Source organism: Variovorax endophyticus (assembly GCF_025376855.1).
GTDB lineage: Bacteria > Pseudomonadota > Gammaproteobacteria > Burkholderiales > Burkholderiaceae_C > Variovorax.
The window spans coordinates 130952-149128 of the sequence record NZ_JAHUTH010000022.1 but is presented as its reverse complement, the minus strand read 5'-3'; the positions used below and the strand labels follow the sequence as shown (position 1 = coordinate 149128).

At 70.5% G+C, this 18177-nt stretch carries 19 protein-coding genes; 9 read left to right on the top strand and 10 right to left on the bottom strand.

Annotated features, from left to right (window positions below):
- From KV106_RS26395 to KV106_RS26380, 4 genes are all read left to right on the top strand, one after another.
- The coding region (locus tag KV106_RS26395) for an oligopeptide/dipeptide ABC transporter ATP-binding protein (protein WP_409976562.1) at window positions 1-364 on the top strand (364 nt) is incomplete at its 5' end.
- Complete coding sequence (locus tag KV106_RS26390) at window positions 361-1167, top strand: ATP-binding cassette domain-containing protein (protein WP_261213538.1); 807 nt, start codon at window positions 361-363, stop codon at window positions 1165-1167. The genes KV106_RS26395 and KV106_RS26390, both read left to right, overlap by 4 nt.
- A gap of 121 nt (window positions 1168-1288) precedes the next feature.
- Window positions 1289-2785: an ABC transporter substrate-binding protein gene (locus KV106_RS26385; protein ID WP_261213537.1), complete on the top strand. Its 1497-nt coding sequence runs from the start codon at window positions 1289-1291 to the stop codon at window positions 2783-2785.
- A 229-nt stretch (window positions 2786-3014) separates the two neighbouring features.
- A complete protein-coding gene (locus KV106_RS26380; protein ID WP_261213536.1) occupies window positions 3015-4502 on the top strand; it encodes an ABC transporter substrate-binding protein in 1488 nt (495 codons plus the stop codon).
- 80 nt (window positions 4503-4582) lie between these two features.
- Here KV106_RS26380 and KV106_RS26375 read toward each other — a convergent pair whose 3' ends face one another.
- On the bottom strand, window positions 4583-5446 hold the full coding sequence (locus KV106_RS26375; RefSeq protein ID WP_261213534.1) for a LysR family transcriptional regulator: 864 nt from the start codon (window positions 5444-5446) through the stop codon (window positions 4583-4585).
- Window positions 5447-5557: 111 nt separating this feature from the next.
- Between KV106_RS26375 and KV106_RS26370 the strand changes: the two genes are divergently transcribed.
- From KV106_RS26370 to KV106_RS26360, 3 genes are all read left to right on the top strand, one after another.
- Entirely contained in the window at window positions 5558-5956 is a 399-nt protein-coding gene (locus tag KV106_RS26370) for a tautomerase family protein (protein WP_261213533.1), read from the top strand.
- Window positions 5957-6000: 44 nt separating this feature from the next.
- Entirely contained in the window at window positions 6001-7377 is a 1377-nt protein-coding gene (locus KV106_RS26365; RefSeq protein ID WP_261213531.1) for a tetratricopeptide repeat protein, read from the top strand.
- A gap of 94 nt (window positions 7378-7471) precedes the next feature.
- Window positions 7472-9061 (top strand): N-acyl-D-amino-acid deacylase family protein, encoded by a 1590-nt coding sequence (locus tag KV106_RS26360; protein WP_261213528.1) that lies wholly within the window; start codon window positions 7472-7474, stop codon window positions 9059-9061.
- A gap of 6 nt (window positions 9062-9067) precedes the next feature.
- On the opposite strand, the gene KV106_RS26355 is transcribed toward KV106_RS26360, so the two are convergent.
- Entirely contained in the window at window positions 9068-9766 is a 699-nt protein-coding gene (locus KV106_RS26355) for a histidine phosphatase family protein (protein WP_057596064.1), read from the bottom strand.
- Window positions 9767-9810: 44 nt separating this feature from the next.
- Window positions 9811-10419: a Yip1 family protein gene (locus KV106_RS26350; RefSeq protein ID WP_057596065.1), complete on the bottom strand. Its 609-nt coding sequence runs from the start codon at window positions 10417-10419 to the stop codon at window positions 9811-9813.
- A gap of 123 nt (window positions 10420-10542) precedes the next feature.
- Between KV106_RS26350 and KV106_RS26345 the strand changes: the two genes are divergently transcribed.
- Complete coding sequence (locus KV106_RS26345; protein WP_261213524.1) at window positions 10543-11253, top strand: alpha/beta fold hydrolase; 711 nt, start codon at window positions 10543-10545, stop codon at window positions 11251-11253.
- A gap of 9 nt (window positions 11254-11262) precedes the next feature.
- Here KV106_RS26345 and pcp read toward each other — a convergent pair whose 3' ends face one another.
- From pcp to KV106_RS26330, 3 genes are read right to left on the bottom strand one after another with little or no spacing between them, the layout of a single operon-like run.
- The gene (gene pcp, locus KV106_RS26340) at window positions 11263-11937 is read right to left on the bottom strand and encodes a pyroglutamyl-peptidase I (RefSeq protein WP_261213522.1); all 675 of its coding nucleotides are present in this window, start codon (window positions 11935-11937) and stop codon (window positions 11263-11265) included.
- Between the two features lie 58 nt (window positions 11938-11995).
- Window positions 11996-12259: a hypothetical protein gene (locus KV106_RS26335; protein WP_261213520.1), complete on the bottom strand. Its 264-nt coding sequence runs from the start codon at window positions 12257-12259 to the stop codon at window positions 11996-11998.
- A gap of 18 nt (window positions 12260-12277) precedes the next feature.
- Entirely contained in the window at window positions 12278-13993 is a 1716-nt protein-coding gene (locus KV106_RS26330) for a C15 family peptidase (protein WP_261213519.1), read from the bottom strand.
- A 229-nt stretch (window positions 13994-14222) separates the two neighbouring features.
- Here KV106_RS26330 and KV106_RS26325 point away from each other — a divergent pair, with 229 nt between their 5' ends.
- Entirely contained in the window at window positions 14223-15167 is a 945-nt protein-coding gene (locus KV106_RS26325; protein ID WP_057596078.1) for a LysR family transcriptional regulator, read from the top strand.
- Between the two features lie 21 nt (window positions 15168-15188).
- On the opposite strand, the gene pxpA is transcribed toward KV106_RS26325, so the two are convergent.
- From pxpA to coaD, 4 genes are read right to left on the bottom strand one after another with little or no spacing between them, the layout of a single operon-like run.
- Window positions 15189-15926, bottom strand: a complete 738-nt coding sequence (pxpA, locus tag KV106_RS26320) for a 5-oxoprolinase subunit PxpA (RefSeq protein ID WP_261213516.1) — start codon at window positions 15924-15926, stop codon at window positions 15189-15191.
- A 44-nt stretch (window positions 15927-15970) separates the two neighbouring features.
- A complete protein-coding gene (locus KV106_RS26315; protein ID WP_261213514.1) occupies window positions 15971-16993 on the bottom strand; it encodes a 5-oxoprolinase subunit C family protein in 1023 nt (340 codons plus the stop codon).
- Window positions 16990-17652 (bottom strand): 5-oxoprolinase subunit PxpB, encoded by a 663-nt coding sequence (gene pxpB, locus KV106_RS26310; protein ID WP_261213512.1) that lies wholly within the window; start codon window positions 17650-17652, stop codon window positions 16990-16992. Before pxpB ends, KV106_RS26315 begins: the two co-directional genes overlap by 4 nt.
- A 9-nt stretch (window positions 17653-17661) precedes the next feature.
- Complete coding sequence (coaD, locus tag KV106_RS26305; RefSeq protein WP_057596071.1) at window positions 17662-18165, bottom strand: pantetheine-phosphate adenylyltransferase; 504 nt, start codon at window positions 18163-18165, stop codon at window positions 17662-17664.
- Between the last annotated feature and the right edge of the window lie 12 nt (window positions 18166-18177).

Below are 18177 nucleotides of genomic sequence, written 5' to 3'. Positions count from 1 at the left end.
GCACGACCTGGGCGTGATCGCCAACAGCGTGCAGCGCATGCTCGTGATGTACGGCGGCAGCGTGGTGGAGAGCGGGCCGACGCACGCGCTCTTCGCGAACCGCGCGCATCCGTACACCAAGGGGCTGTTCGCGGCGCGGCCGGTGATCGGGGCGCCGAAGGGGCAGCGGCTGGCGACCATCCGGGGCAGCGTGCCCGAGCTGGTGGACCTGCCCGCGGGTTGTCCCTTCGCGGGGCGCTGCAGCTACACGGTCGATGCCTGCCAGTCGACGCGGCCACCGGCGGTGATGCTGCCCGACGACCATGCGGTGCGCTGCATCCGGCTTGGAGAGATTGCAGAGATCGAAGCGGAGGCCGTGGCATGACGCCAACGAAGACACCGCTGCTGCAAGTCACCGACCTGGTTCGCCACTACGCGCTGCCGCGCGAGAAGCTGCTGGGCCCGCCGCCCACGGTCAAGGCGCTCAATGGCGTGAGCTTCGAGGTGCAGGCCGGGCGCAGCGTGGGGATCGTCGGGGAGTCCGGGTCGGGCAAGTCGACCATCGCACGGCTCGTCATGGCTCTGGACAAGCCCACCTCGGGCAGCGTGAAGCTCGAAGGGCGCGAGTTGCATGCCCTCTCAAGAGACGAACTGCGCACCGCTCGGCGCGACTTCCAGATGGTCTTCCAGGACCCCTACGGTTCCCTCGACCCGCGCCAGACCGTCGCGCGCATCGTGGCCGAGCCGCTCGAAGCGTTGGCCCAGGTCTCGAAGAAGGAGCAGCGCGAGCGCGCCGCCGAGTCCCTCGCCGCCGTGGGCCTGCGCCCCACCGACCTCGACAAGTACCCGCACGAGTTCTCCGGCGGCCAGCGCCAGCGCATCGCGATCGCCCGCGCCCTGATCACCCGCCCCAAGCTCATCGTCGCCGACGAGCCCGTGAGCGCCCTGGACGTCTCCGTGCAGGCCCAGGTGCTCAATCTCATGCAGGACCTGCAGCAGCAATTCGGCATCAGCTACCTGCTCATCAGCCATGACCTGGCCGTCGTCAACCACCTGTGCGACGAAGTGTGCGTGGTCTTCAAGGGGCAGATCGTCGAGCGCGGCACGCCGCAGGAGCTCTTCGCCAACGCGCAGCATCCGTACACGCGCACGCTGCTCGGCGCGGTGCTGCAGGCACCGGGGCACTGAGCGCGCCCGTCATGCAACCAGGGCATAAGCATCTGGTTGCGCACCGGGCCTCTCCTCGCGGATGATGCGGCGCGCCCGGAGGGCGCATGCCCCCTGTCACCGCTCAAAGGACCGCCCGCCCATGCTTCACAGACGCACCCTCCTCGCCACCGGCGCCGCCGCGCTCGCGCCCCTCGTGCTGCCGGCCGGTGCGCTCGCACAGGCACGCCGCAAGGACACGCTGGTGCTCGGCCTCACGCTCGAACCCACGGGCCTCGATCCCACGGCCAAGGCCGGCGCCGAGATCGCCGAGGTGGTGCTCTACAACGTCTTCGAGACGCTGACCAAGATCAACTCAGACGGCAGCGTCACGCCGCTGCTGGCCGAGAGCTGGGAGGTCTCGCCCGACCTGCGCACCTACACCTTCAGGCTCAGGCGCGGCGTGAAGTTCCAGAACGGCGAGGCCTTCGACGCGAACACGGTCAAGTTCTCGTTCGACCGCGCCTCGGCCGCCAACAGCACCAACAAGGACAAGCGCTTCTTCGCCAACTTCACGACCCAGGCGCTCGACGCGAACACGGTGGTGCTGATCGCCAAGGAGATCGAGCCCGACCTGCTGTTCCAGCTCGGCCAGGCCTCGGCGATCGTGGTCGAGCCCAAGTCGGCCGAGGGCAATGCCACCAGGCCCGTGGGCACCGGTCCCTACCGGCTCGAGAACTGGGCCAAGGGCTCGTCGATCGTGCTCGCGAAGTGGGACGGCTACCGCCATGCCGATGCGGTGCAGATCCGCCGCGCGAGCTTCCGCTTCGTCTCGGAACCGGCCGCGCAGACCACCGCGCTGCTGTCGAACGACATCGACCTGTTCCCGCATGCCTCGGTCTCGCGCAGCCTCTCGCAGTTCCAGAACGACAAGCGCTTCCAGATCCTGTTCAACGCCTCGCGCGGCAAGTCCATCCTCGCGATCAACAACCGGCGCAAGCCGCTCGACGACGTGCGCGTGCGCCGCGCGATCGCGGCCGCGATCGACCGCAAGGCGGTGATCGACGCGGCCGTTGACGGCCGCGGTATCCCGATCGGCAGCCACTACGTGCCGACCGCGCCGGGCTACGTCGACACCACCGGCATCAATCCCTACGACCCCGCGAAGGCCAAGCGCCTGCTGGCCGAGGCCGGCGTGAAGCTGCCGCTGCAGCTCGACCTGGTGTTGCCGCCCCCGCCCTATGCGCGCCAGGGCGGCGAGCTGATCGCCGCGCAGCTCGCGCAGGTCGGCATCGTCGCGAAGATCCAGAACGTGGAGTGGGCGCAGTGGATCAGCGGCACCTATGGCAACAAGAACTACGACCTGTCGGTGATCCTGCATGTCGAGCCCTTCGACCTCGTGAACTACACGCGACCCGAGTACTACTGGGGCTACCAGTCGGCGAAGTTCAACGAGGTGTTCGAGAAGTCGCGCAACGCGCCGCGCGAGGCCGACCGCCTGCGCCTGCTGGGCGAGGCGCAGCGCATCCTGGCCGAGGACTCGGCCAACGTGTTCCTCTACCAGCCGCAGCTCATCACCATCGCCGCGCGCGGGCTGCGCGGCCTGTGGAAGGACGCGCCGATCTTCGCCAACGACATCGCCGCGATGTCCTGGGCGTGAGTGGCCGCTGACCTTTCGCGGCGCCGCGCATCCGGGAACCTCCCGAGGAAAAAGCGCCGCGCCGCGGCATCGGCGGCGAGCCCGCTGCGCGAGAATGCTTTTGGCTGCACGGCGTGGCATCTTTCCTGCTGCGCCCTGGTCTTTCGCGGCATCGCGCCTTGATTCGGGGCGCCCTGCCCCTGGGCGCAGCCCTTTGCCTTTCCAGACGTTTTTCCGGAGATCACCACGTATGTTGAACCGTCGCACCCTCCTCACCACCGCTGGCGCCACCGTGGCCCTGGCCACACCGCTGGCCGGCCTGGCCCAGGGACGGAAGGACGCCATCGTGATCGGCATGGCGCTCGAGCCGCCGGGCCTCGATCCGACCGCGGGCGCCGCGGCCGCGATCGCCGAGGTGGTGCAGTACAACATCCTCGAGACGTTGACCAAGATCAATGCCGATGGCAGCGTCACGCCGCTGTTGGCCGAGAGCTGGGAAGTCTCGCCCGACCTCAAGACCTACACCTTCAAGCTGCGCCGCGGCGTGAAGTTCCAGAACGGCGAGCCCTTCAACGCGGCCACGGTCAAGTTCTCGTTCGACCGCGCCGGTTCGGACAAGAGCACGAACAAGGACAAGCGCACCTTCGCCAACCTCAGCACGCAGGCGACCGACGACTACACGGTGGTCGTGATCAACAAGGAGATCGACCCCGACCTGCCCTTCGTGCTGGGCCAGGCCACCGCGGTGATCGTCGAGCCCAAGAGCGCCGACAGCAACGCCACCAAGCCCGTGGGCACCGGCCCCTACAAGCTCGACAACTGGGTCAAGGGCTCCTCGATCACGCTGAGCAAGTGGGACGGCTTCCGCAACCCCGGCAGCGCGAAGATCAACAAGGCGACCTTCCGCTTCATCTCCGACACCGCGGCCCAGGCCGCGGCCATGCTCTCGGGCGACGTCGACATGTTCCCGCGCATCGGCACGCGCGTGGTGCCGCAGTTCAAGGCCAACCCGCAGTTCCAGACCATCCTGGCCGGCTCGCGCGCCAAGACCATCCTCGCGATCAACAACCGCAAGAAGCCGCTCGACGACGTGCGCGTGCGCCGCGCGATCCTCGCGGCCATCGACCGCAAGGCCGTCATCGAGGGCGCGGCCGACGGCTTCGGCGTGCCGATCGGCAGCCACTACGTGCCCGGCGCGGCCGGCTATGTCGACACCACCGGCATCAACCCCTTCGACATCGAGAAGGCCAAGAAGCTGCTGGCCGAGGCCGGGGTGAAGACCCCGCTCGAGCTCAAGCTGACCCTGCCCCCCCCGCCGTACGCGCGCCAGGGCGGCGAGGTGATCGTGGCCCAGCTCGCCAAGATCGGCATCGTGGCGAAGGTGCAGAACGTCGAGTGGGCGCAATGGCTCAGCGGCACCTACGGCAACAAGGACTACGACCTGTCGATCGTCTCGCACGTCGAGCCCTTCGACCTCGGCAACTACGCCAAGTCGGACTACTACTGGGGCTACCAGTCGAAGGCCTTCGACACGCTGTTCGACAAGATCAAGACCACCGCCAACACCGCCGAGCGCAACAAGCTGCTGGGCGACGCGCAGAAGATGCTGGCCACCGACGCGGCCAACGGCTTCCTCTACCAGCCGCAGTTCCCGACCGTGGCGAAGAAGAACGTCAAGGGCATCTGGAAGGAAAACCCGATCTTCGTGAACGACCTGTCGGCCCTGTCCTGGGGTTGACGACGAGCCTCCTCCGAGCGCGGCGGTAGCACCCGCCGCGCAACGCAGCGCCCCTCGTGCACGGGGCGCCAGCAAGGAACTCACCCCAGCTGCACAGCCAGCATCTCCCGCACCCGCGCCACGAATTCCGTCTCCCCCCTGCGCCCCGGCAGGAACTGGAAGGCCACGCGCGGCAAAGCCGGCAATCCATGCGGCGCCGCCAGCCGCGCCACCCCCTCGCCGATCGCCGACTCGTTGAGACAGGCCACCCCGAGCCCCGCCGCCAATGCCGACTGCAGCCCCGCCACGCCCGAGGCCACGTGCGCGAGCACGTAGGGCACATGCCGGCGCCGCAGCAACGCCACCGTGAACTGGTGCAGCGAGCAGGTGTCGGGCAGCACCAGCAGCCGCACCGGCTCGCCGCGCACCACCCGCATGCCGGCCGCGCCCAGCCAGGCCAGCGATTCGCGCCGCAGCACCGCCGGACTGCCCGGCGGCGGCGTCGACACGCCCGCGATGTGCATCGCCAGCGCCACGTCGAAATCGCCGCGCGCATAGGCCGCGCGCAGCTCGTCGCTCTTGAGGATGCTCACGTGCAGCCGCACGCGCGGATGGCCCTGCGCGAGCCGCGACAGCAACTGCGTGAGGTCGCCGGGACGGAAGTAGTCGGTGACCGCGAGCCGCAGTTCGCCCGCCAGCGTCTCGCCATGCAGGTCGCGGAAGGCCTCGTCGCTGAGCGCCAGGATGCGCCGCGCATGCACCAGCAGCCGCGCGCCGGCCTCGGTCGGCGACACCCCGGCCTTGCTGCGCGTCAGCAGCGACTGGCCCGCGCGCTCCTCGAGCTTGCGCATCTGTTCGCTGACCGAGGACTGCGAGAGGAAGACCCGCGGTGCCGCGGCCGTGAGGCTGCCTGCGTCGACCACCGCCACCAGCGTGCGCAGCTGTTCCAGATCGAATCCCTGCATGGCTCATCCATCCGATATTCCGATGGCTTCCATCATATCTTCCCGCTTTTCCGATGACGAGGCACTGCCCACAATCACCCCATCGACCACCCATCCACCAAGGAGTCCGCCATGCCTCACATCGTCGTCCACCTCTCCGGCCAACCCGATGCCGACCTCACGCGCCAGACCGTCGACGCCGTCGCCGAGCTCACCCAGAGCGTGCTCGGCAAGCAGCTGCCGGTGATCGCCATCACCGTGCAGTACATCGCCGCCGAGACCTGGTTCATCGGCGGCCAGTCGCTGGCCGCACTCGGAAAGTCGGCCTTCCACCTCGACATCAGCATCACCGACGAGACCAACACCAAGGCCGAGAAGGCGCGCTACCTGCGCGAGGTCCATGCGGCCATGGCCAGGCTCCGGCCCGACCTGCACGAGGTCTCGTACATCCACGTGATCGACGCGCGCGGCGCGGCCTACGGCTACGGCGGCAAGACGCAGGAGTACCGGCACCAGCAGGCCGGCGTCTGAAGACAGCGCGTTGAAGCCGCCGCGGGGGCATGGCACGATGCGCCATGCCTTCCGCCAGCCCCACGTCGAACACCGTCCGCCACGCCGACAGCCTCGGCAATCCCCTCACCCTCGACCACGCCACCAGCCTGCCGCTGGTCGACGATTTCGTCATGGGCTTCATCTCGAGCGAGGCCCGCGCCGTCAACCTGCTCGCCGCCACCGAACACGACGCGAGCCCCATCGTGCAGGCCTACGGCGCCACGCTGCACCTGTTCGCCGAATCGCGCGAGGCCGTGGCCAATGCGCGTCCCTTCCTCGCCAGGGCACGCGAGCAGGCTGCGCGCGCCACGCCGCGCGAGCAGCGCTACATCGCCGCCATCGAGGCCTGGGCCGACGGCGACATCGCGCGCGCCATCGCGCTGCATGCCGAGCAGGCGCGCGAGCATCCGCGCGACCTGGTGTCGCTCAAGCTCGGCCAGTACCACTGCTTCAACACCGGCGACTGCCCCGGCATGCTGCGGCTCGCGCTCGCCGTGCTGCCGCATGCGGCCGAGGTGCCCTACGTGCACGGCATGGCCGCCTTCGGCTACGAACAGTGCCACCTGATGCGCGAGGCCGAGGCCAGCGCGCGCCGCGCGATCGCCCTGTGCCGCAAGGAGCCCTGGGCCCACCATGCGCTCGCGCACGTGATGCTCACCGAGGGCCGGCTCGCCGAGGGCCTGGCCTTCATGGAGAGCGTGAGCGACACCTGGGTCGGCCTCAACTCCTTCATGGTCACGCACAACTGGTGGCACGTGGCGCTGTTCCTCATCGACCTGGGCCGCGGCGACGAGGCGCTCGCGGTCTACGACCGCCATGCCTGGGGCGTGGTCAAGGAGTATTCGCAGGACCAGATCGGCGCCGTCTCGCTGCTCGCGCGGCTCGAGCTCGCGGGCGTCGACGTCGGCGATCGCTGGGACGACGTGGCGACGCACCTGCTGCAGCGCCAGGCCGACCATGTGCTGCCCTTCCTCGACCTGCAGTACCTCTACGGCCTGGCGCGCGCGGGCCGGCCCGAGGCCGACACGCTGCTGGCCAACATCGAGGCCTTCGCGCCGCATGCGCCGGCCTCGACGCGCGCGGCCTGGCAGCGCGTGTGCGTGCCGGCCGCGCACGGCCTGCGCGCCCATGCGCGCGGCGACCTGGCCGCGGCGATCGACGGCCTCGGCACCGCGCTGCCGCGCATGATCGAGATCGGCGGCAGCCATGCGCAGCGCGACCTGTTCGAGCAGGTCTACCTCGACGCGCTGGTGCGCAGCGGCACCGAGGCCACGCTGACCGGCGCGCAGGGCATCCTGCAGCAGCAGCTCAACGGCCAGCCCGAATCGCTGCGGCTGCGCCGGCAGGCGGCCGAGGTCTACCGCCAACTGGGCCTGCCGGAGATCGCCGCGCGCTCATGAGTTCAGGACATGGGGCGTGCCGCAAAAGGAATTGGCGGCACGCGCGAGGCGACTCCACACTGGCCGGCGTTTCCACCCGTGCCCACATCGCCCCATGCAGACCTCGCTCATCGCCCTGGCCGCGCTCGCCTTCCTCGCACCCTCGCTCCACGCCCAGCCGGCCGACGCACCGGTCGAACTCGACCTGCTGCTGCGCGGCGGCACCGTCTACACCGGCGACGATGACCGGCCCGTGGTCGGCGACGTCGGCATCGCGGGCGACCGCATCGTGTTCGCGGGCCGCGCGATGCCCGCGCAGTTCAAGGCGAAGCGCACCATCGACGCCACCCGCATGGTGGTGGCGCCGGGCTTCATCGACGCCCACACGCATGCCGACACCGACCTGCATTCGAACGATGCGCGCAAGCGCCTCAACATCCCGTTCCTGACCCAGGGCGTGACCACCGCCGTGATCGGCAACGACGGCTTCGGCGGCTGGGACATCGCCGCCCAGGCGCAGCGGCTGCGCGCCGTGCCGGTGGGCACCAACGTCGCGATGTACGTCGGCTTCGGGCCGGTGCGCACCAGCCAGCTCGGCGAGGCCAACCGCCAGCCCACGCCCGAGCAGCTCGAGGCCATGGGCCGCCACGTGAGCCAGGCCATGTGCGAGGGCGCGCTGGGCCTGTCGACCGGGCTCTTCTATCCGCCGCAGAACTTCTCGAAGACCGAGGAGGTGATCGCGCTCGCGAAGGTGGCGGCGCGCCACGGCGGGCTCTACGACAGCCACATCCGCGACGAGTCCATGTACAACATCGGGCTCAAGGGCTCGATCGACGAGGTGATCCGCATCGGCCACGAGGCCAAGCTGCCGGTGCACGTGGCGCACATCAAGGCGCTCGGCGTCGACGTGCAGGGCCAGAGCGGCGACATCATCGAGCGCATCGAACGCGAGCGCGCGAAAGGCCTGGACATCACGGCCGACCACTACCCGTGGACCGCCTCGAGCACGCGCTTCTCGGCCGCGCTGATCCCGCCCTGGGCCATCGATGGCGGCCGCGCCGCGCTGCTGCAGCGCTTCGACGATGCCGCGGTGCAGGAGCGGCTGCGCGGCGGCATGCGCGAGAACCTTCGGCTGCGCGGCGGGCCCGACGCGATCCTGTTCTCGGCCGGCAGCACGAAGTACGTGGGCAAGACGCTGGCGCAGGTCGCGAAGGACACGAACGCCGACCCGGTCGACGCCGCCATCGCGGTGCTGCGCGACGGCGACCTGATGATCGCCTCGTTCAACCAGAGCGACGACGACGTGCGCGCCTTCATGAAGCGGCCCTGGGTCATGACCTCGTCGGATTCCTCGCAGGGCCATCCGCGCGCCTACGGCACCTTCGCGCGCAAGTACGAGCAGTACGTGGTGAAGGAACACGCGATCTCGCTCGCGCAGTTCGTCCGCAGCAGTTCCTCGCTCACGGCCGACACGCTGGGGCTGGTGCAACGCGGCCACCTGCGGCCCGGCTACTACGCCGACGTGGTGGTGTTCGATCCCGCGCGCTTCGCCGCGCGTGCCACCTACACGCAGCCGACGCTGCTGTCGGAGGGCGTGCGCACGGTGCTGGTGAACGGCCAGCTCGCGGTGGACCAGGGCCAGCCGACGGGCGTCGGCGCGGGCCGGCCGCTGCTGCGCACGCCGAAGGCGGGCAGCTGCGGCTGAGCCGCTTCAGTCCTTGCGCTGGAGGTGCCGCGTCTGGTCGTAGGTCGGCTGCGGCGGCAGGTCGGCCAGGTGCCGCGTGTCGGCCCACTCGACGATCTCGATCGCCTCGGGCGCCGCGGGATCGGCGATGCGGATGCGGTTGAAGCCCGCGTTGGGAATCTCGCTGCGGCGCGGGCCGCTGAGGCTCAGGCCGTGCGCGGTGCGCCACACCATGTCGAGCACGCCGCCGTGCGTGACCACGATCAGGTGCTGCCCGCGGTGCGCGCCGGCGATGGTGCCGAGCGCCGCGACGATGCGCGCATGGAACTCGCGCGGCGTCTCGCCCTCGGGCATGGCGTGGTCCTCGCGGAACTCCAGCCACTCTTCCCAGGCGCGCGGATGCAGGGACTGGATCTCCTCGGAACGCATGCCCTCGGCAATGCCGAAGAACTGCTCGCGCAGCGAGGCCGTGGTGGCGATCGGCAGCGAGAGCTGCGAGGCGCCCGGCGCCGCCGTCTGCTGCGCGCGCAGCAGGTCGCTGCTGATCACGTGCCGCACCGCGGTTTCCTGCGCCAGCCGCAGCCCGATGCGGCGCGCCTGCTCGTGGCCCATGTCGTTGAGCGGCACGTCGGCGTGGCCCTGGAAGCGCAGCTCGCGGTTCCAGGCGGTCTCGCCGTGGCGGATGAGGATGATGTCGGTGGTGGTGTCGGGTTTGGGCGTGGGCATCGACCGCCATTGTCCCACCACCGGCACCCGCGCAGGGTGCGCTTTCAGGCCAAGGCCAGCGGCAGTGCGCCCAGTCGCAGCGCCGGCGAGGGCGTGAGCAGCGAGAGCACCCAGGCGATCGTGAAGCCGCCGACGATCGCGCAGACCACCACCACCGCGGTGTAGGGCAGCGCGCGGTCGGCCGGGCACTTCATCAGCACCGGCAGGCCGAGGTAGATCAGGTAGATGCCGTAGAGGCCGCACAGCGCGCCCAGCACCGACAGCGAGGGCAGCAGGCTGAAGACGCCGCCGACCAGCGAGGCGGTGGAGGCATAGACCGCGAGCTTGAGCGCGGCGACCGGGCTCTGCACGCCGTCGAAGGTGGGCGCGAGCGCATCGACGACGAGGCCGACCACGAACACCACCACGAGCGACAGCACGTAGCCCACCACCATGTTGACCAGCCCCGCGAGCAGCGGCACGCGGAAGCTGACGCCGAAGGCGCCCATGCCGATCACCGACAGGCCGATGAAGCCGGCCACGGCCGGGATCAGCGCGAGGATCATCAGGTAGTTCTTGTAGAGCGAGGCGGCGTCCTCGGGCTCGGCGTCGATCACCGGCCAGGTGGCCTTGGGCTTGAGCAGGATGTCCTGCACGCGTTGAACCAGGTTCATGGCAGTCGAAAGGAAAAGGAGAAGGGGTGGCGGCGCGAGTATGTCGAGCCGCGGCGCGTCTGGCTGCCGGCCAGGAAGCCTATGTCGATGCGCCGACATCGGGTCCTCGCGCAGAATCGCGGCATGCCTGCCACCCTCGTACTTCTTCCCGGCCTCGCGTGCGATGCACGCCTGTGGGACGCCCAGCTCCCCGCCCTCCCCTCCTCGCTCTCGCCGCGCGTGAGCGACGTCCAGCTGCGCCACGCCACCATCGAGGGCATGGCCGCGGCCGTGCTGGCCGAGAACCCCGGCCCGCTGGTGCTGTGCGGCGCCTCGATGGGCGGCATGGTCGCGATGGAGGCCGCGCGCCAGGCGCCCGGGCGCATCGCGGGCCTGGCGCTGCTGGGCACGAGCGCGCGGCCCGAGACCCCCGACATGCGCGCGCTGCGCGAAGGCGCGATCGAGTACTTCGCGCGCGGCGAACTGCGCGAGGTGATCGAGCCCAACGTGTTCTTCGCCTTCCACCCGGCCCAGGCGGCCGACCCGGTGCTGGTGCAGCGCTACCTCGACATGGTGCTGGGCGCCGGCGCCGAGCAGCTCACGCGCCAGAACCGCGCCGTGATGGCCCGGCCCGATGCGCGCACGCACCTCGGGTCGCTGCGCGCGCCCGTGCTGCTGATGTGCGGCGACGACGACCGCCTCGCGCCGCCGGAATGCACGCGCGAACTGGCGGCGCTGCTGCCGCAGGCGGAAGTGGTCTGGGTGCCGCAGTGCGGCCACATGCTGACGATGGAGAAGCCGGCGCTGGTCAACGACGCGCTCAACGGCTGGCTGGCGAAACTCTTCGCCGCCTGAACGCCGGGGTCAGTGCAGCTGGCCGCCGGTCTCGGCGATGTCGCGCTCGACCTCGAGCGCGGTGCGCACCGCGATGCGCAGCGCTTCGACCAAGGTCGCGAGCGCCATGCTCGGCGCGCCCGGAAAGTTCGCCGCCTGCTCGGGCAGGTAGGGGATGTGGATGAAGCCGCCGCGCACGCCCGGCTTCGCGCGGCGTGCGAGCTCGTGCATCAGCCCATAGAAGAGGTGGTTGCACACGAAGGTGCCGGCCGTGTTCGACACCGAGGCCGGCACGCCCGCGGCGCGCAGGTCGCGCACCATGGCCTTGATCGGCAGCGTCGAGAAATAGGCCGCGGGGCCCTCGGGCACCACCGGCACGTCGACCGGCTGCCGCCCCGCGTTGTCGGCGATGCGGCCGTCGTCGATATTGATCGCCACGCGCTCGGGCGTGACCTCGGCGCGGCCGCCGGCCTGGCCGATGCACAGCACCAGCCGCGGCTTGAGTTCGTCCATTGCCTCGGCCAGCGATTCGATGGCCGCGCCGAAGACGCAGGGCATCTGGCGCGCATGCACCAGCGCGCCGGCGTGCGTCCAGCCGTCGAGCGCGCGCACCGCTTCCCATGAAGGATTGATGGCCTCGCCGCCGAAGGGCTCGAAGCCGGTCAGCAACACGGACGAAGGTGGCGGTTTTTTCGGCGATGGCATGGCGGCGGCGCTCGGGACGGGACCGCGAGGGTACCGCAGGCCCGTGCGCCGCGTGCCCCTATCGCTGCGGCTTGGGGGCCAGGTCGAGCGGGCTGGCCGGCAGGTCGGTGCGCGCCGGTGCCGGCTTCTGCTCGACCTTGCACGCCGGGTCCTGGTAGGGGCCGGCCTGCTTCACCCAGTCGGGGCTGATCGGGTTCTGCGAGCAGACCTGCTTGCCGCTGACCGTGCTGCGGTAGAGATGGAAGCCGCCGCTGGGCTGCGCGAGGACCGGGCCGCCCGCGAACAGCAGGGCCAGGGCGAGCGGAAGAAGCTTGGATGTCATGGCAGTGTTCCGTGAGCGTCAGGGGGCGGGCGGCGACACGAGGCTCCTGGCCACCGCGAACACGAGGTTGCGGGCCTGGGCCACGATCGAATCGCGGTAGCCCTCGAAGGTGGCATCGGTGATCTTGCCGTCGCTGCCGGCGCCGAAGTTGGTCATGACGGGCGTGTGGATGTGGCCAGCGGGAATGGCGAGGCCGAAGGTGTCGCGCATCAGGGTGTTGCGGTAGGCGCTGGCGTTGGAGAGGTAGTTTCCGCCGCCGCCGTTGTCGGCGCAATTCGTTTCGAGCGGGCTGGGCGGCGTCAGCTTGTTGAAGGCCTCGTTCGCGGCCTGGTACTCCTGCAGCAAGGCTTTCAGGTCAGTACCCGGCATCTGGAGGCCGGCGAAGTAGTCGGCCAGCGCCTTGTCGGCCACGGCCCTCGCCTTGTCGAGCGCGGCCTTCGCCGCGTCGTAGGCACCGCTCGCGTCGCTCGCGGCCTTGGTGCAGGCCCTCACGTCGTAGCTGTCGCGGCGCACCACGCTCCAGCCGCCGGTCGCGCCGGTCTCGCGGTTGACGACGCCCTCGCCGGTCTTGGCATCGATCATCTGCTGGAACGGCAGGCTCGCCTGGGTGAACTGCGGCGGCGCATCGCGGCGCCAGGGCTTGGCCGCGAAGCCGAGCCAGCGCTCGGGCGGCGAGATGTCGCAGTCGAGCGCGGCCGGGAAGCCGCCGCCGTCGGCGCAGGGCGGATTCAGGTTGTCGTTGCCCGGGAAGTTCGCGAAGTGGTAGCGGCCGTTGTAGTGCTCGAGGTGGAAGGCACCCCCGCCCTGGCTCATGCTGATCGAGGCGTCGACGCGCTTCGGTCCGGGCTTGAACCACGGTCCAAGCGCGTCTTCCTGCATGCCGTCGATGAAGGGGCCGTAGTTGACCGGCAGGATGAAGGTCCGGATCACGGCCGTGCCACCGCCGGGCAGCGCCACGGTGTTGCCGTCGAGGGACAGGATCGTGGCGCCCGAGGGATTGCCGATGCGGATGCTGGGATCCCCGTCCTGGCCGGCGGCGCCGAGCGTGAAGGGATCGAAGCCGCTGACCAGGATCCGCTTGCTGCCCGCCCCTTCGGGGAAATCGATCGAGAGCTGCCCGCGCGAGGCGCGCTCGAACTCTTTCTGCAGCCCGGCGCGCTGCTCGTCCGTCAGCGCGAACTCGGGCTTCCACTGGCGCAGCGCGAGCGTCATCGTCAGCCGCGCCCAATAGAGCATGCGGTCGTCGCTCTTCGGCAGCGTGCCCTGGACCGACCGGCCCTGCACGCGATCGAGCGCCGCCTGCCAGAGCTTTTGCCCCTCGGCATGCAGCAGCGCCACCGCCTCGTCGTAGCTCGAGGCGCCCGCGAGGCCGTCGCTGCAGAGCTTCGCGGCGAACTCGGGGCCGAAACGGTCGAATCCGCTGGCCTGCAGCAGTTGCTGCGAGAAGCTCAGCGCGTCGCTGGCCGAGAGCTTGTTGGGCAGGCGTTGCTCCTCGTAGGAAGCCGCCACGGTGCTGTCCATCGCGCACTTGGCCCGCACGGCCGGTGGCGGCGCGGGCGGCGGCGGTGCCGGTGGAGCGGGCGGCTGCGCGCCCGCGGCGGCGGCCATCGCCGCCAGCACGGCGGGGTCGACGCCCCCACCCCCGCCTCCGCCGCCGCAGCCGGCGACCGCCAGCGCGCAGGCGCCAAGGGTGGCGCCGATCCGCAGGCGCCGCTTCGCTTTCGATCCCTTCATTCGATCTCTCCCTGCCTGTGTCTGACAGCAATGAAAACAAAAAGTGAACCCACTGGCACGACTTCTGCAGCGATCGGCCGGAGCCATCGCCGCCGCCGGGGGCGGGTTGCACCGCTTACGTGTGCGACAACTTGATGAAAACATGATCGATTGACTGCGTCGAACGAGTTTTTGTTAAACAATCTGATAACAAAAGTTCAACGATGCTCGATTCAGGGAGATGCAGAAGATGAACACCCGATTCCTCGAGACCCTGGTCATGCTCGACCGGCTCAAGAGCTTCCGAGAGACGGCGCAGATGCTCTGCGCTACCCAGGCCGCGGTGTCCAAGCGCATCGAGGCGCTGGAGGAAGAGCTCGGCGTGCAGCTGGTCGACCGTTCGCAGCGCTCGCTGCGGCTCACGCGCATCGGCGAGCAGGTGGTGGCGCAGGCCGAGCAGATCCTCGCGCTAGAGAAGCAGCTCAAGCGCTCGGTGCAGCCCGATGCGCCGCCCTCGGGGCGCGTGCGCATCGGCGTGATCGAGACGGTGGTCCACACCTGGCTCACGCCGCTGATCCACCTGCTGAGCGAGCGACTGCCCGCGGTCGAGCCCGACATCACGGTCGATACGGCGCACAACCTGCGCGAGCAGTTCCGGCAGCGCAAGTTCGACCTGCTGATCCAGAACGACGACGTCTCCGAGCTCGCGCGCAGCGGCGAGTCGGTGCTGCTGCCGCTGTGCAGCTTCCCGATGCGCTGGGTGGCGCGCCCGGCGCTGCTGCCGCACGCGCGCACCCTGCGGCTCGAGGACCTCGAGCGGGTGCCGCTCCTGACCTTCTCGCGCACCTCGGGCCCGCGCGCGCACGTGAAGGCGCTGTTCGCCGGGCGCGCCGCGGAACCGCGCGTGTGCAGCTTTCCGTCGGTGCAGTCGATCATCCAGCTGACCAAGGGCGGCTTCGGCGTGGCCGCGATCCCGCCGGTGTTCGTGCGCCAGGAACTGGCCGCGGGCGAACTCGAGGTGCGCGACGGCCCCGCGCTGCCGCCGATGGCGATCAGCCTCGCGCATGCCGAAGGCACGGCGCCCGCGGTCCAGGCGGTGGCGCGGCTCACGCGCACCGTGGTGGCCGACTACTGCGAAGAGATCGGGCCGCGCTGGGTTGGCGCGGCCGCCTGCGAGGAAGCGCTGCCCGCCTGAGCGGCGAAGGCAGCGCTCGCCTCAGTCCGCGCGCACCTCGATGCCTTCGGACAGCAGCCGCTCGCGGATGCGGCGCGCGAAGGCCAGCGCATGCGCGCCGTCGCCATGCAGGCAGACGGTCTGCGCATTGACGGGCACGATGCTGCCGTCGATCGCCTTCACGTGGCGCTCGCGCACGAAGGCCAGGGTCTGGGCGATGGCCTGCGCGTCGTCCTCGATCAGCGCGCCGGGCTGGCTGCGCGGTACCAGGCTGCCGTCGGGCATGTAGCCGCGGTCGGCGAACACTTCCTCCACCGGCACGAGGCCGGCGCGGCGCGCGGCGTCGATCATGCCGCTGCCCGCGAGGCCGAAGAACTTCAACGCGGGATCGAAGCGGCGCACGGCCTCGCACAGCGCATCGGCGAGTTCGGGCTCCTTCACCGCCTGGTTGTAGAGCTGGCCGTGCGCCTTCACGTGCGCGAGCCGGCCGCCCTCGGCCTTGACGATGGCCGCGAGCGCGCCGACCTGGTAGAGCACGTTGGAGACGATCTCGTCGGGCGGCAGGTGCATGGTGCTGCGGCCGAAGTTCTCGCGGTCGGGAAAGCTGGGATGCGCCCCGATCGAGACACCCTGCGCGACGGCCCAGCGCACGCACTGGTGCATGGTCTTCGCGTCGCCCGCATGCCAGCCGCAGGCGATGTTGGCCGAGCTCACGAGCCCGAGCAGCGCTTCGTCGCTGCCGGCGCCTTCGCCGAGGTCCGCGTTGAGGTCGATGTGCATTGGGAGGACTCCTGGAGCGATGCGGCGGATGGAAAGACCGCAGTCTATGCCGGGGTCGGCCAGCCCGCCGCCGCGAGGCCTTGCGCCACCTGCGCGACGTAGCGCTGCTGCGCGGCCCAGGCCTCGAGCGCGGTGGCGGCATCGACCGGCACCAGCCGCAGGCTGCCGTCGAGCGGCGCCTGCGCGAGCTTCCAGAGGTCGGCGCGGATCACCACGCCGATGCGCGGATAGCCGCCGGTGGTCTGGGCGTCGCCCATCAGGATGATCGGCTGGCCCGAGGGCGGCACCTGGATCGTGCCGGGGATCACGCCCGAGGACAGCATGTCGGTGGCACGCTTGCGCCGCAGCTCGGCGCCGTTGGCGCTCGCGAGCCGGCTGCCCATGCGGTTGCTCTGCGGCGTGATGCGCCAGCGCTCGCTCCAGAGCTGATCGCGCGAGGCGACGGTGAACTGTTCGAACTCGGGGCCAGGCAGCACGCGCAGGGCGATGGCGCCATCGGCCGCGGCATCGCGTTCCCACTCGGGACCGCGCACCCCGAAGGCGCGCCGCGCGCGCTGCGCCTCGGCCAGCGCCGACTCGCCCAATGGCAGCCGGTCGCCCTTGCGCAGCGCGCGGCCTTCGTGGCCGCCGAAACCGGCCTTGAGATCGGTGCTGCGCGAGCCGAGCACCGGCGGCACGTCGATGCCGCCCGCCACCGCGAGCCAACTGCGCAGGCCGGCCTTGCCGCCGCCCGCGTTGGCGCTCGCGTTTGCGCCAGCGAGCCGCAGCGTCTGTCCGGCCGCGACCGGCACGCTCCAGCACGGCCACAGCGGCTGGCCGTCGAGCGTGGCGCCGAAGTCGTCGCCCACCAGCGCGATGCGCGTGTCGGTCTCGAAGCGCAGCACGCTGCCGCCCAGGGTCAGCTCGAGCCCGGCCGCACCGGTGGCGTTGCCCACCAGCCGGTTGGCGATGGACAGCGCCAGCGTGTCGAGCGCGCCGCCCGGGCAGATGCCGAGCTGGCGATGGCCGTGACGCCCGAGGTCCTGCACCGACGCCAGCGGGCCGGGCTTCTCGATCAGGAGCGTCATGGCTGCAGGCTTTCGACGACGAAGCGCACGCGGTCGCCGGGCCGCAGCAGGGTCGGCGATGCGGCCAGCGGATCGAAGAGCGCGACCTCGGTGCGCCCGATCAGATGCCAGCCGCCCGGCGAGCGCAGCGGATAGATCCCGGTCTGCTCGCCGCCGATGCCGACCGAACCCGCGGGCACGGCCGTGCGCGGCACGGCGCGGCGCGGCGTCGCGAGTGCAGTGGGAAGTCCGCCGAGAAAAGCGAAGCCCGGCAGGAAGCCCAGCAGGTAGACCACGTACTCGGCCGCGGCATGGCGGCGCACCACCTCGGCGGTCGACAAGCCGGTGTGGGCCGCCACGTCCGCGAGGTCGGGGCCGTGCTCGCCGCCGTAGGCGACGGGAATCTCGATGTCGCGGCCCTCGATGCCGCCGGCCTCGAGCCGCGGCCAGGCCTCGAGCACGCGCGCGCTCAGCGCCTCGAGGTCGACCGACGTCGGATCGAAGGTCAGCGTGAGGTTGTTCATGCCCGGCAGCACCTCGCCGACGCCGCTCCAGCGGCCGGCCTCGCGCGCCAGCGCCCAGATCTTCTGCTGCTGCGCGAGCGTGGCGGGACCGGGCAGGTCGCACAGCAGCGCCGCGTCGCCCAGCAGGTGCAGACGGGGCGCCGGGGCGCCGCTCATCGGCGGCGCCTACTCTCTGCCGAGGCTTCGGACCTTGGCCGCGAGCTGCTGTTCGACGTTGGGCGAGACGAACTTGTGCACCTCGCCGCCGAGCATCGCGATCTCGCGCACGAAGGTGCTGGAAATGAACTGGTACTTGTCGCTGGGCGTGAGGAACACGGTCTCGACGTCGGGCATCAGCGAGCGGTTCATGCCCGCGAGCTGGAACTCGTAGTCGAAGTCGGTGACGGCACGCAGGCCACGCACCATGGCCTTGCCGCCGCGCGCCACGACGAAGTCGCGCAGCAGGCCCGAGAAGCTCTCGACCGAGACCTGGTCGCTGTAGGGCTTGACGGCTTCGCGCGCCATCTCGATGCGTTCCTGCAGCGTGAAGAGCGCCTTCTTGTGGTGACCGGCCGCCACGGCGACGATCACCTTCGAGAACAGTTGGGTCGCACGCCGCACCACGTCCTCGTGCCCGAGGGTGATGGGGTCGAAAGTGCCGGGATAAACCGCGATCACGTTGCTGGCCATGGTTGCTACCTC

What these genes read in the sequence shown, in the direction of transcription:
- KV106_RS26350 (WP_057596065.1), bottom strand. Translation starts at nt 10,419, where the DNA reads ATGAACCTGGTTCAACGCGTGCAGGACATCCTGCTCAAGCCCAAGGCC.
- KV106_RS26380 (WP_261213536.1), top strand. Translation starts at nt 3,015, where the DNA reads ATGTTGAACCGTCGCACCCTCCTCACCACCGCTGGCGCCACCGTGGCC.
- KV106_RS26315 (WP_261213514.1), bottom strand. Translation starts at nt 16,993, where the DNA reads ATGACGCTCCTGATCGAGAAGCCCGGCCCGCTGGCGTCGGTGCAGGAC.
- KV106_RS26375 (WP_261213534.1), bottom strand. Translation starts at nt 5,446, where the DNA reads ATGCAGGGATTCGATCTGGAACAGCTGCGCACGCTGGTGGCGGTGGTC.
- KV106_RS26370 (WP_261213533.1), top strand. Translation starts at nt 5,558, where the DNA reads ATGCCTCACATCGTCGTCCACCTCTCCGGCCAACCCGATGCCGACCTC.
- KV106_RS26385 (WP_261213537.1), top strand. Translation starts at nt 1,289, where the DNA reads ATGCTTCACAGACGCACCCTCCTCGCCACCGGCGCCGCCGCGCTCGCG.
- KV106_RS26390 (WP_261213538.1), top strand. Translation starts at nt 361, where the DNA reads ATGACGCCAACGAAGACACCGCTGCTGCAAGTCACCGACCTGGTTCGC.
- KV106_RS26335 (WP_261213520.1), bottom strand. Translation starts at nt 12,259, where the DNA reads ATGACATCCAAGCTTCTTCCGCTCGCCCTGGCCCTGCTGTTCGCGGGC.
- KV106_RS26355 (WP_057596064.1), bottom strand. Translation starts at nt 9,766, where the DNA reads ATGCCCACGCCCAAACCCGACACCACCACCGACATCATCCTCATCCGC.
- KV106_RS26325 (WP_057596078.1), top strand. Translation starts at nt 14,223, where the DNA reads ATGAACACCCGATTCCTCGAGACCCTGGTCATGCTCGACCGGCTCAAG.
- KV106_RS26360 (WP_261213528.1), top strand. Translation starts at nt 7,472, where the DNA reads ATGCAGACCTCGCTCATCGCCCTGGCCGCGCTCGCCTTCCTCGCACCC.
- pxpA (WP_261213516.1), bottom strand. Translation starts at nt 15,926, where the DNA reads ATGCACATCGACCTCAACGCGGACCTCGGCGAAGGCGCCGGCAGCGAC.
- KV106_RS26330 (WP_261213519.1), bottom strand. Translation starts at nt 13,993, where the DNA reads ATGAAGGGATCGAAAGCGAAGCGGCGCCTGCGGATCGGCGCCACCCTT.
- KV106_RS26345 (WP_261213524.1), top strand. Translation starts at nt 10,543, where the DNA reads ATGCCTGCCACCCTCGTACTTCTTCCCGGCCTCGCGTGCGATGCACGC.
- pcp (WP_261213522.1), bottom strand. Translation starts at nt 11,937, where the DNA reads ATGCCATCGCCGAAAAAACCGCCACCTTCGTCCGTGTTGCTGACCGGC.
- KV106_RS26365 (WP_261213531.1), top strand. Translation starts at nt 6,001, where the DNA reads ATGCCTTCCGCCAGCCCCACGTCGAACACCGTCCGCCACGCCGACAGC.
- pxpB (WP_261213512.1), bottom strand. Translation starts at nt 17,652, where the DNA reads ATGAGCGGCGCCCCGGCGCCCCGTCTGCACCTGCTGGGCGACGCGGCG.
- coaD (WP_057596071.1), bottom strand. Translation starts at nt 18,165, where the DNA reads ATGGCCAGCAACGTGATCGCGGTTTATCCCGGCACTTTCGACCCCATC.